Annotated in this window: 13 protein-coding genes; 12 read left to right on the top strand and 1 reads right to left on the bottom strand. The window is 65.1% G+C overall.

The annotated features are described in order from the left end of the window. The first annotated feature begins 61 nt into the window (after positions 1-61). From rho to E5206_RS08835, 5 genes are all read left to right on the top strand, one after another. Positions 62-2,242, top strand: a complete 2,181-nt coding sequence (gene rho, locus E5206_RS08815) for a transcription termination factor Rho (protein ID WP_136322157.1) — start codon at positions 62-64, stop codon at positions 2,240-2,242. 195 nt (positions 2,243-2,437) lie between these two features. Further along, positions 2,438-3,511: a peptide chain release factor 1 gene (gene prfA / locus E5206_RS08820; protein WP_136322158.1), complete on the top strand. Its 1,074-nt coding sequence runs from the start codon at positions 2,438-2,440 to the stop codon at positions 3,509-3,511. Between the two features lie 17 nt (positions 3,512-3,528). Continuing rightward, the gene (gene prmC / locus E5206_RS08825) at positions 3,529-4,452 is read left to right on the top strand and encodes a peptide chain release factor N(5)-glutamine methyltransferase (protein ID WP_136322159.1); all 924 of its coding nucleotides are present in this window, start codon (positions 3,529-3,531) and stop codon (positions 4,450-4,452) included. A gap of 4 nt (positions 4,453-4,456) precedes the next feature. Further along, entirely contained in the window at positions 4,457-5,173 is a 717-nt protein-coding gene (locus E5206_RS08830; RefSeq protein WP_136322160.1) for an L-threonylcarbamoyladenylate synthase, read from the top strand. Continuing rightward, the gene (locus tag E5206_RS08835) at positions 5,170-5,937 is read left to right on the top strand and encodes a WecB/TagA/CpsF family glycosyltransferase (protein WP_136322161.1); all 768 of its coding nucleotides are present in this window, start codon (positions 5,170-5,172) and stop codon (positions 5,935-5,937) included. Before E5206_RS08830 ends, E5206_RS08835 begins: the two co-directional genes overlap by 4 nt. 48 nt (positions 5,938-5,985) lie before the next feature. On the opposite strand, the gene E5206_RS08840 is transcribed toward E5206_RS08835, so the two are convergent. Beyond that, positions 5,986-6,882 (bottom strand): glycosyltransferase, encoded by an 897-nt coding sequence (locus tag E5206_RS08840; protein ID WP_136322162.1) that lies wholly within the window; start codon positions 6,880-6,882, stop codon positions 5,986-5,988. A gap of 297 nt (positions 6,883-7,179) precedes the next feature. On the opposite strand from E5206_RS08840, the gene E5206_RS08845 reads away from it, so the two are divergent. The 7 genes from E5206_RS08845 to E5206_RS08875 all read left to right on the top strand — a co-directional run bounded on the left by E5206_RS08845 (position 7,180) and on the right by E5206_RS08875 (position 11,857). Next, the gene (locus tag E5206_RS08845; RefSeq protein WP_136322163.1) at positions 7,180-8,304 is read left to right on the top strand and encodes an MraY family glycosyltransferase; all 1,125 of its coding nucleotides are present in this window, start codon (positions 7,180-7,182) and stop codon (positions 8,302-8,304) included. A gap of 126 nt (positions 8,305-8,430) precedes the next feature. After that, on the top strand, positions 8,431-8,916 hold the full coding sequence (locus E5206_RS08850) for a hypothetical protein (protein ID WP_136322164.1): 486 nt from the start codon (positions 8,431-8,433) through the stop codon (positions 8,914-8,916). Further along, positions 8,909-9,238, top strand: a complete 330-nt coding sequence (locus tag E5206_RS08855) for a hypothetical protein (protein WP_136322165.1) — start codon at positions 8,909-8,911, stop codon at positions 9,236-9,238. The genes E5206_RS08850 and E5206_RS08855 overlap by 8 nt, the downstream gene beginning before the upstream one ends. A 91-nt stretch (positions 9,239-9,329) precedes the next feature. Continuing rightward, positions 9,330-10,130, top strand: coding sequence for a F0F1 ATP synthase subunit A (gene atpB, locus E5206_RS08860; protein ID WP_136322166.1), 801 nt, complete (start codon positions 9,330-9,332; stop codon positions 10,128-10,130). Positions 10,131-10,209: 79 nt separating this feature from the next. After that, positions 10,210-10,428, top strand: coding sequence for an ATP synthase F0 subunit C (gene atpE, locus E5206_RS08865; protein ID WP_003804776.1), 219 nt, complete (start codon positions 10,210-10,212; stop codon positions 10,426-10,428). A gap of 53 nt (positions 10,429-10,481) precedes the next feature. Continuing rightward, positions 10,482-11,033, top strand: coding sequence for a F0F1 ATP synthase subunit B (locus E5206_RS08870; protein WP_136322167.1), 552 nt, complete (start codon positions 10,482-10,484; stop codon positions 11,031-11,033). Continuing rightward, positions 11,033-11,857, top strand: a complete 825-nt coding sequence (locus E5206_RS08875) for a F0F1 ATP synthase subunit delta (RefSeq protein WP_136322168.1) — start codon at positions 11,033-11,035, stop codon at positions 11,855-11,857. The genes E5206_RS08870 and E5206_RS08875 overlap by 1 nt, the downstream gene beginning before the upstream one ends. Positions 11,858-11,876: the final 19 nt, after the last annotated feature.

An 11,876-nucleotide genomic window follows, 5' to 3' on the forward strand; every position in this document is an offset into this window, starting at 1 on the left:
CCAGATCAAATCATCGCGTCCAGCTCCCAGTCTGGACGCCGTCGAGGGGGAAGGATCCTTCGTGACCGAAACCACTGAGCTGTCTTCAGCTGTGGAAACATCATCTTCTGCTGCCGGATCGTCAACGGCAGCACCCGCCAAGAGCAGCGGCCTTGCAGGCCTCAAGCTCGCCCAGCTGCAGGCTCTTGCCAGCCAGCTGGGTATCTCCGGCGGTTCCCGGATGCGCAAGGGTGATCTGGTCTCGGCCATTTCCGCCCACCGTGCGGGAACTCCGGTAACCAAGGCTCCGGCCCGCGTTGCCGCCAAGGCGAGCGAGAACGGTGCCGCGGCCCCCGCCGCGGCACCGGCGGCCGCCGCCGTGGCCACCGCCGTGGAAGGCGACGGCCAGATCCAGGAAAGCCCCCGGGCCCGTGGCCGCGGACGCAGCCGGCGTGCCGGCAGTGACGGCGTCATCACGACGCCGGCCCCTGAGGCTTCCGCCGCGGCGGCTCCCGCCACAGCGGCTCCGGCAGCGGCAGCCCCGGTTGAATCCGGCGCCGAGTCCGGTGCTGCCGGTGAAGGCGGCGAACGCACCCGCCAGCCGCGGACCCGCAACCGCCGCCGCGGCGAAGCCGCAGGCCAAAGCGCAGGCGCCGGCGAGGCCGAGCAGGCTGCCGCCGAGCAGCCCGCAGCCGAGCAGCGCGCAGAAAACCGCCAGGCCGAGCAGCGCACCGCTGAGCAGGGCAGTGAAGAAGGCGGCCAGCGCACCGACCGCCGTGAAAACACCCGCACCCGCGGTGGCCGCGACACCGCGGAGGTCCGCGAGAACCGCGAAAATACAGTCACCCGCGACAGCAACCGCCGCGAAGACATCCGCGACACTGATGACAGCGACGGCGGCAGCCGCCGGAACCGCCGCAACCGGCGCGACCGCAACGACCGTCCGGGTCAGCAGGACAGCCGCGACAACTCCTCGCGCAACGATTCGCGCAACGACTCGCGCAACGACTCGCGCAACGACCGTTTCCGCGACCGCAACGACCGCCGTCGGGGACGCGCCCAGGGTCCGGACGTCGACGACGTCGAGGTCACCGAGGACGACGTCCTGCTGCCGGTCGCAGGCATCCTGGACGTGCTCGAGAACTACGCGTTCATCCGCACCTCCGGCTACCTGCCGGGTCCGAACGACGTGTACGTGTCCCTCGCCCAGGTCAAGAAGTACAACCTGCGCAAGGGGGACGCCGTCGTCGGCGCCATCCGTGCACCGCGTGAAGGCGAGGATCGCAGCCAGCAGTCCGCCCGCCAGAAGTTCAACGCCCTGGTCCGCGTCACCTCGGTCAACGGCAAGAACCCCGAGGAACTCAAGGACCGCGTCGAATTCGCGAAGCTGGTCCCGCTGTACCCCTCCGAGCGCCTGCGCCTCGAGACGGACCCCAAGAAGATCGGCCCCCGCGTCATCGACCTGGTTGCCCCGATCGGCAAGGGCCAGCGCGGCCTGATCGTTTCGCCGCCGAAGGCCGGCAAGACGCTCATCCTGCAGTCCATCGCCAACGCCATCACCACCAACAATCCTGAGGTCCACCTCATGATGGTGCTTGTTGACGAACGTCCCGAAGAAGTCACGGACATGCAGCGCACCGTCAAGGGCGAGGTCATTGCCTCCACCTTCGACCGTCCGGCCGACGACCACACCACCGTGGCCGAACTTTCCATCGAGCGTGCCAAGCGCCTCGTGGAAATGGGCATGGACGTTGTGGTCCTGCTCGACTCCATGACCCGCCTGGGCCGTGCCTACAACCTGGCAGCACCGGCCTCCGGCCGTATCCTGTCCGGTGGCGTCGATTCGGCAGCGCTGTACCCGCCGAAGCGCTTCTTCGGTGCAGCCCGCAACATCGAAAACGGCGGCTCGCTGACCATCCTGGCAACCGCGCTCGTCGAGACTGGTTCCAAGATGGACGAGGTCATCTTCGAAGAGTTCAAGGGCACCGGCAACATGGAGCTCCGCCTGTCCCGCCAGCTCGCGGACAAGCGCATCTTCCCGGCTGTGGACGTCAACGCGTCCGGTACCCGCCGCGAAGAGAACCTGCTTTCCCCCGAGGAAGTCAAGATCATGTGGAAGCTGCGCCGCGTCCTCTCCGGACTCGAAACGCAGCAGAGCCTTGAGCTGCTGACCAACAAGATCCGGGAGACCCAGAGCAACGTCGAGTTCCTCATGCAGGTGCAGAAGACGACGCTTGGTGCGAAGTCCGATAACGACAAGTAGCGTCACGTAACCGCTCGAAAATTGGCGGCCATTCCCTGGCCGCCAATTTCTCGAGCGGTTCCTGGTTTAACCGGATTGGCCGCCCGCCGAAAACAACTCGGGGTCACTTAGCGCCCATCAGAGCGGGTCGAATGGGCCGTAAGTGACCCCGCGTTGCAGTAACTAGACTTGTAAGAGTCGAAAGAGGTTTTGAAAATGTTTGAGTCCGTACAGGGCCTGCTGGATGAGCATGATGCCATCCAGGCTCAGCTTGGGGATCCTGCTGTCTATGCTGACCAGCGGCTGGCCCGGAAACTCGGGCGGCGTTCGGCTCAGCTGAATGGCATCGTGGAGGCCTACCACAAGTGGCATGCGATCCAGGATGACCTCGCCGCTGCCAAGGAGATGGCTGCCGACGATCCTGAGTTCGCCGCGGAGGTTCCTGAACTGGAGACGGCGCTGGATACGGCGGCCGCGAAGCTGCGCCGGCTGCTGATCCCGCGCGATCCGGACGATGCCCGCAACGTGATTCTCGAGGTCAAGGGCGGTGAAGGCGGCGACGAGGCCGCCCTGTTCGCCGCCGACCTGCTGCGGATGTACTCGCGGTACGCGGAATCCCGCGGCTGGAAGACCGAGATCATCTCGGCCAACGAGTCCGATCTTGGCGGGTACAAGGACGTCCAGATGGCCGTCAAAGGCAATTCGAACGACCCGGCGGAGGGCGTCTACGCGCGGCTCAAGTTCGAGGGCGGCGTGCACCGCGTGCAGCGCGTGCCCGTAACCGAGTCCCAGGGCCGGATCCACACCTCGGCGGCCGGCGTGCTGGTGCTGCCCGAAGTGGACGAGCCCGAAGAACTCGACATCAGCCCGAACGATCTGAAGATCGACGTCTACCGTTCCTCCGGCCCCGGCGGGCAGTCGGTCAACACGACCGACTCAGCCGTCCGCATCACCCACCTTCCCACCGGAATCGTGGTGGCCATGCAGAACGAGAAGTCGCAGCTGCAGAACCGTGAAGCCGGCATGCGCGTGCTGCGTGCCCGCATCCTGGCGCACCAGCAGGAGCAGATCGACGCCGAGAACTCGGCACAACGCAAGTCCCAGATCCGCACCATGGACCGCTCCGAGCGGATCCGGACCTATAACTACCCGGAAAACCGGATCGCGGACCACCGCACCGGCTACAAGGCGTACAACCTGGACCAGGTCATGAACGGCGACCTTGAACCGGTGATCCAGTCGGCCATCGAGATGGATGAGCAGTCCCGCCTCGACGCCATCGGCGAGTAGTCCGGGCTGGTGCTGTTATGACACTGGGCGCAGGGATGAGCCTTGCCGAGGCGGTGCGCGAAGCGACGGCCGTGCTGGCCGCGGCCGGCGTGCCCAGCCCGCGGGTCGACGCCGAACTCCTGGCCGAGCACCTGCTCGGCGTGGGACTTGGCCGGCTTCGTGCGCTGTTGCTGGGCGACTCGCCCGCTCCGGAGGGCTACGCCGATCTCGTCGCCGAGCGTGCGCAGCGGATCCCGCTGCAGCACCTCACCGGCGTCGCGCATTTCCGGTACCTGGAACTGGCGGTGGGCCCCGGGGTTTTTATTCCCCGCCCGGAAACCGAGTCCGTTGTGCAGCTGGTGATCGACCGGCTGCAGGGCATGGCGCACCCCAAGGTGGTGGACCTGGGCACCGGTTCCGGTGCAATCGCAGGTTCGATTGCCCATGAGGTCCCCGGCGCCGAGGTCCATGCCGTGGAGTTCAGCGGGTTCGCGCATGCCTGGGCGGCGAAGAACCTCGGGCCGCTCGGCGTCCACCTCGTCCGCGGTGACTTGCGCGACGCGCTGCCTGAACACAACGGCAGCTTCGACGTCGTGGTCTCCAATCCGCCCTACATCCCCGCCGAAGCCGTCCCGAACGAACCCGAAGTCGCGCTGCACGATCCACCCGAGGCACTGTACGGCGGGGGGGCGGACGGCATGGAACTTCCGACGGCGGCGGCGGCGTCCGCCGCACGGCTGTTGGTGCCCGGCGGCTACTTCATCATGGAACACGCGGAAGTCCAGTCGGCCTGGATCGCGTCCATACTCGACCGCACCGGACTCTGGTCCGACGTGACAACGCACCGGGACCTCAACGGCAAGGAACGGGCCACCAGCGCGGTCCGGAAGGCCGGAGACCCCGAAAACCGGCCACCGGAAACCGGACACGGACAAACCCACAAACACCGCACGAAGGAATAGGGCAGTGACGACCAGCTACGATTGCACGGCGGCCGAGCAGCGCGCCGCAGGACTTGAGCACGCCCAACGGGCCATCAGGGAGCACAAGTGTGTGGTTTTCCCCACGGACACTGTGTACGGCATCGCGGCCGATGCCTTCTCGCCGCAGGCCGTGACCCTGCTGCTCGCCTCCAAGGGCCGCAGCCGCAAGATGCCGCCGCCGGTCCTGATCCCCAGGCTCAATGCCCTCGACGGCCTCGCTACCGACGTGCCGGCCGAGGCCCGGCGCCTGGCCGAGGCCTTCTGGCCTGGCGGGCTGACCCTCATCCTGCATGCCCAGCCCTCCCTCGACTGGGATCTCGGCGAAACCCGGGGCACGGTGGCCCTGCGGATCCCGGCCGACGATATCGCCCAGGACCTGCTCACCCTCACTGGACCGCTGGCCGTTTCGTCCGCGAACCGGACCGGACAGGACGCCGCGCAGACCGCCGCCGATGCGCAGGCCCAGCTGGCGGAATCCGTGGAGGTCTACCTCGAAGACGGACACCGGCCGGTTGACGGCGAAGGTTCGTTGCCTTCCACGATCATCGACGCCACGGCACTCCCGCTCCGGATTGTCCGCCAGGGCACCATCAGCCTGGCGCGCCTGCGTGAAGTGGTCCCCGGACTGCTGGATCTGGACGGCAACGCCGACGGCGCGGCTCCAGCCGCAGAACCTGCCGCAGGGCCGGTCGCCGAATGACCCTGGAGCGGCAGCGCGTCCCCGTGCTCGACGTGGACGCGACACCATTGACTGTGCCCGGACTGACCGAGGTCCTCAACCGATACATCGCCGACGGCGGAACCCGCACGGTGGTGGGCCACAACCTTCACAGCGTGACTCTGCTGCACTCGGACCCGGGATTCCGTTCATTCTACGAGCAAAGCGATGTGGTGCTCATCGACGGCGCGCCGGTGCTGTGGCTCTGGGCCAAGGGCGGCGAAGCCAAGGGTGCCGCGTCGGAGCTGATGGACTACCGGCTGGGGTCGACCGACTGGATTCCTGCGCTGGCCGGCGTGGAAGGGCTGGAGCGGATCGCGGTGATCGGTGCCGGCGCCCTGGCGAACGCGGGCGCCGTGGCCCGGCTCAGGGACATCGTTCCGCACGCCCGGGTCGACGGGATGCCCGGGGAGGGCTGGAACGAGGAACTCGAGGAGAAGGCCGTCGCATGGCTGTCCGCGCTGGCCCCGCAGCTGGTTCTGCTGGGACTGGGCATGCCGCTGCAGGAAGAGGTGCTCGGACGAAGGCTGGCAACCCTGCCGCCTGCCGTCTACTGCGCCGTGGGCGGGGCCATTGAACAGATGGCGGGCGTGCAGAAACTGGCACCGCGCTGGATCGGGCGTCTTGGCCTGGAATGGGCGTGGCGGCTTATGCTCCATCCGCAGCGGGTGGCCTACCGGGTTTTCGGAGAGCCGTGGGTACTGCTCGGGCTGCTGCTCCGGCGCCGCCTTAGGCAGAAGGGCTAAGACACGGCGCAAGGGAAGACAGCCAAAGAGAACCGTCGGCGGGAACGGCTAGAACTTCTGGTCCTTGAGGGGGCCGAATCCCTTGCCGCGGAGACCTTTCGAAAACGCGCCGAACCAGTCCGCCAGGCCGCGGAAGTCGCCGCGGCGCAGGAAGTACCCCAGATAGCCGCCGACATCCGCGATGAAGGACTTGACCCGGAAATGGCGGCGGATCATGTAACCGCGGTTCCGGTAGTAGAAGTAGCGCTTGAACGCGCTGTCCGGCACGATCACGTGCCACCTGGCGCCATAAACATGCTTGGTCTCGGAAAAGGCGTGCGGATGGGTGATGGCGGCCGTCGTCACTGTGCCGAAACGGATGCCGGCCTTCCGCAGGCGGAGGGTGAAGTCAACCTCGTCACCGCGGATGAAGAGACGCATGTCGGGCAGGCCGACCTTAAAGAAGACGTCGGAGCGGATCAGGGCGCCATTAAAGAAGTGCCCGTCGTCCGGCAGGAATTCCAGCTTCTCCACAGCGGCGCGGTCGTGGGTGACCTTCCCGTCGAGGCGGAAGAAGAAGGACAGCTGCTCCGGGTGGCCGGGGGCCACCACGAGGGGGACGACGGCGTCGAGGCCGCGGGCCTGCGCCTCGCGCAGCAGGGTGGCGAGGCATTCCGGGTCGCCGGGTTCGGCGTCGTCGTCCATCATCCAGATCCAGTCCGCCCCGCTGGCCACCGCCTTGAGGATCGCCAGGGAAAAACCGCCCGCACCGCCAAGGTTCGCCTCGGACCGGACATAGTCCACGTTTCCGTGCTGGTCCGCAACGTCTTTGGCGGGCACCGTGCCGCTGTCGACAAGGCAGATGGAGCGGACCGGCGCGGTCTGGTTGTTGATGGCGTCCAGCAGGACGGCCAGCTCCCGGGGACGGTCAAACGTCACGGCAGCAACTGCAACCGACAGGGTCATCGCGGGGGTCCTTTCAGCACGGCCGTCAGTGATTTTCCCGCCGGCGATGGGCCGTGTGACGCGAAGACAGGTGGCCGTTGGCATTAGTATCTTGACTAGAGTCCACTGTAATACAGCCCTGTCAGGCACTACGCACTGCCTGCCCTGCGCACGGCGACGGAGAAGTTTCATTTATCGAAAGTCAGTTCCACGGCAATTTAGTCCACCCCGCTCCCACAGCCCGCAACGGACCCCCTGGCCGCGGAATGTGGCGCCGGGGCCTGCTTGCGCCGGGGTCTCCGGGCGGGGGGTTTCCCGGTGATTATGTACCTGCTCATGATGCTGACAGCGGCAATCGTGAGCTATGCGGCGACGTGGGGTGCGCGGCTGGTCGGCAACAGGCTGGAACTGTTTTCCCCGATCCGCAGCCGTGACATGCACACCACGCCGGTCTCCCGGCTCGGCGGGCTGGGGATCTTTGCCGGCGTGCTGGTGGCGCTGGCCGTTGCGAGCCAATCCTTCTTCGTCAAGGACATCTTCCGGAACAACGCCGCGCCCTGGGGAGTCCTTGCCGGGGCGGTACTGATCGTTGTGGTTGGCCTCGCCGACGACCTGCTGGACCTGCGCTGGTGGGTAAAGCTCATCGGCCAGAGCGCCGCTGCCTTCGTGGTGGCGCTCTGGGGTGTGCGCGTGACGATTGTTCCCTTCGTCCCGGAACCGTTCATTATTCACGACGAGGCCACGAGCATTGTCCTGACGACCGGACTCATTGTCACCACCATGAACGCCTTCAACTTCATCGACGGGCTGGACGGCCTGGCCGCGGGCGTCGCGATCATCGGGGGAGCGGCGTTCTTCCTGACGGCCTACTGGGTGCACCGGACCGCCGTCCTGCTGGACCGCTCGGACCTGGCAACACTCCTGACGGCAGCGGTGGTGGGCAGCTGCCTCGGCTTCCTGCCGCACAACTGGTTTCCCTCGAAGATCTTCATGGGCGATTCCGGTGCGATGCTGATCGGGCTGCTCATGGCTTCGGCCGGCATCGTGTCCACGGGGCAGATCACGTCCGGGCTCTACGACCGGCTCAACGGTATCCCCACGATCATCCCGATCCTGCTGCCTTTCGCGGTGCTCTTCCTGCCGTTGCTGGACCTGTCCCTGGCCGTCGTGCGCCGCACCGCACTGGGCCGTTCGCCGTGGTCCGCCGACCGGGGACACCTGCACCACAAGCTGTTGGATATCGGGTACTCGCACCGGGGCGCCGTGGTGCTGATGTACCTGTGGACCTGCGTGCTGGCCTTCGGCGGCCTGGCCTTCGTGGTGTACCCGTGGCAAACCGTCCTGCCTTTGGACCTGGCCGCCACCGTCGTCATGGCCGTCGTGACAGCATGGCCCTACTTCCGCCGGCGGACTCCCGGACGGCCGGCGGGGACCCCGGAGTGAGCGTGTGTTCCACCGGGGCGGCGCTGATGACGCCCTTTTCCGAATAATTTCTATCTATTGTAGAATTCAGGGGCGGCCGATCGCCGCGCCATTCCAAGCAGCCCCACCCCCGACGATTGGGATCCCATGACCTCCAACGCCGATCCCGGACCTTCGTCCGGCACCGGACCCGTTGGTGTTTCGGGCCCCACAAAGTCTTTGTGGCTGAGGTTGCTCGGCATGAGTTCGGCGGCCGCCGGGGGCGCATTGCTGCTCGCCGGCGTGGCCGCACTCCTCTTCAACGGGGCGGCCGGCATCCTGTCCTGCATTTTCGGGGGAGCCCTGGTGATGGTCTTTTTCGCCATCAGTTTGTTGGTCGGCCATCTGGTCGGCCGGAACAACCCCTCCGGAGCAATCGGGCTGTTTGTTGCTATGTATTTCGTCAAAGTTGTCGGTTTTGCCGTTGTTCTTTTTATTCTCGGGGCCCCGGACTGGCTGCACGCCCGCTGGTTCCTGCTCGGTGCCGTCGTGACCGTGGTGTTCTGGCAGGCCGCCGAGATCTATGGCTTCAGCCGGGCCCGTCTCCAGATCTACAACGACCCCGAAACCAGGGAAGGCGGCACCGATGTCTAGCCGCAAAGCCGGACGCAAAACCACTCCCAGGACCCCCAAAACCACCGGCGGTGCGCCCGGTGTATCCGAGGACGGGAACGACGGCGGATACAACGCCGGGATCGCCGTCTTCAGCTACATTGTTGGCGGAATCATCGTCTGGAGTTTGATAGGGTGGGGTCTGGATAATCTGTGGGGAACCCGCTGGATTGTGCTCGCAGGCGCTCTGCTTGGAGCTGCGGGAGGGTTCTATCTTTCTCATATGCACGGCCTCACCAGTTCCAGAACACCAACTGGCGAGGGCAATGCTGCACGTGGCCCGTCCGAGGACGAGGAACAGTAATGCCAAACAATTTCACAGGGGGAAAGGTCGGCAGAAATGTCGCCGTTCTCCGACCAACGCCCAATGATGGACACTGCAGAGAGGAAACGCGTTGATCGCGCTTGCGCTCCCGGCCCAAGATTCAGGAGATTTCACTCCTCCTGGAATTGAACAATTGCACCTGCCGGCAATCCTGCCGTGGGGTGCAGCCGACGGATTCTCCAAGCAGATGCTGCTGGTAATCCTGTCGGTCATTATAATCGCTACATTCTTTCTGCTGGCTGCGCGGAAGCAGCAGCTGGTTCCCGGCAAGCTGCAGTTTGCAGGCGAGGCCGCCTACGGCTTCGTCCGTAACGGCATTGCCAAGGACATCATCGGCGGCAAAGACTTCATGAAGTACGTCCCGCTGCTGTTCAGCCTCTTCTTCTTCATCCTGGTGAACAACATCTACGGCGCCATCCCCGTGATCCAGCTCCCGAGCTTCTCCCACGTCGGCGGCGCCTATGTCCTCGCAGCGATCGTGTATGTCACCTGGATCGCGATCGGCATCAAGAAGAACGGTCTCCGCTACTTCAAGCTGGCCACCGTGCCGAGCGGCGTCCCGATCTACATCCTGCCGATCGTCATTCCGATCGAGATCATCTCCAACTTCCTGGTCCGTCCCGTGACGCACAGCCTCCGTCTGTTTGCCACGATGCTGGCCGGCCACCTCATCGTCATGATCGCGGGATCCGGAATCGAATTCCTCGTCATGCAGGAAAACGTGCTCCTGAAGGGCGCCTCCGTACTCGTGCTTGCAGGCTCCGTAGCCATGTACATGCTCGAAGCGCTGATCATGGCGCTGCAGGCCTACGTCTTCACCTTGCTGACTGCCATCTACATCGAAGGCGCTCTGCACGCGGACAGCCACTAGGCACCCACAAATCTTCCCCTCGCGGGGATGAAGCAAACCAAACAACCTGCCACATGGGTGGCATCTTGAAAGGAAAAAAATGGAAGGCTCCATCAACGGCTCCCTCAACCTCATCGGCTACGGCCTCTCCGCCATCGGCGGTGGTATCGGTGTTGGTCTCGTATTCGCTGCCTACATCAACGGTGTGGCACGCCAGCCGGAAGCGCAGCGCGTCCTGCAGCCGATCGCATTCCTCGGCCTTGCGCTGACTGAAGCCCTCGCCATCCTCGGCCTGGTCTTCGCGTTTGTTCTCAAGTAAACCTTCAGAACTTAGCGAACATCCAGAACCAAGTAGATAAGGACGGGTGAATCATGCATCAAACGATCATTTCAGCCGCTGGCGCCGAAGCGGCCAACCCGCTCGTTCCCAACGTCTGGGAAATGGGCGTCGTCCTCGTCGGCTTTGCTGTCCTCTTCTTCATCGTGGTCAAGTTTGTTGTCCCGATGTTCGAGAAGACGTTTGCAGAGCGTGCCGAGGCCATTGAAGGTGGCATTGCCAAGGCTGAAAAGGCCCAGGCAGAGGCTTCCGCAGCTCTCGAAGAGTACAAGCAGCAGTTGACCGACGCCCGCGCCGAGGCCAACCGCATCCGCGAGGAAGCCCGTGCCGAAGGCGCCCAGATCCTTGCGGACCTGAAGGAGAAGGCAGCCGCCGAGTCTGCCCGCATCACGGCCCAGGCACACGCGGCGATCCAGTCCGAGCGTCAGGCGGCCGTTGTGTCCCTGCGCGCAGAGGTTGGCACGCTTGCCACCACCCTGGCCGGCCGCATCGTTGGCGAGGCGCTCAGCGATGACGCCCGTTCAGCCCGTGTGGTGGACCGTTTCCTGGCAGATCTGGAGAACCAGAACGCAGGTGCAGCTAAGTAATGGCAGGTGTATCGAGCGGATCGCTGACCGCGGCGCTGGTGGCGCTGGAAGCCAAGCTTCCCAACGCTTCGCTGCAGTTGGCTAAAGAACTCTTCGGAATCCTGGCAACTGTGGACAGCTCGGCCGGCTTGCGCCGCGCCCTGACTGACCCGTCGCGCAGCAATGACGACAAGTCCGCGCTGGTCAGGCAGCTCTTCGGCGGAAAAGTCTCCGCTGATGCTGTGGAAATCGCGAGCGGACTGGCCGGTTCACGCTGGGCAGCGGCCCGGGATATCGGCGATGCACTCGAGACGCTTGCCGCTTCGGTGGTCATCGCCGTTGCTGAGAACAAGTCGGCAGTCTCTGCCTCAGGAATCACCGGGCTGGAAGCGCTGGAGAACGATCTGTTCTCCTTCAACCAGGCCGTCGACTCCAGCCACGAGGTACAGCGTGCCCTGTCCGAGCCGCAGGCGAGCGGGGCTGCCAAGATTGCCCTTGCCGAAAAGCTCGTTCCGCAGGCAAGCGAGGAAGCGAAAGTCCTTATCGGACAGGCAGTATCGCAGCCCCGCGGCCTGAAGGTGACCAAGCTCGTCGACCGGTTCGCCGAGCTTGCAGCCAAGCGCCAGCAGCGCTGGATCGCAACGGTCGGCGTCACCCGTCCACTGACGGAGACGCAGACCAGCCGTCTGCAGGCAGGGCTGAACACCCTTTACGGGCGCGAGCTCAAGATCAACATGATTGTTGACCCGGCACTGGTCGGTGGCATCCGCATCCAGGTTGGTGACGAAGTGGTTGACGCTTCCGTCCTGGCCCGGTTGGGCGATCTTCACCGTCAGCTCGCTTAGCCAGCCGGACAAGCACAAC

Origin of the sequence: Arthrobacter sp. PAMC25564, from assembly GCF_004798705.1 — a bacterium.
Taxonomy (GTDB): Bacteria; Actinomycetota; Actinomycetes; order Actinomycetales; family Micrococcaceae; genus Arthrobacter.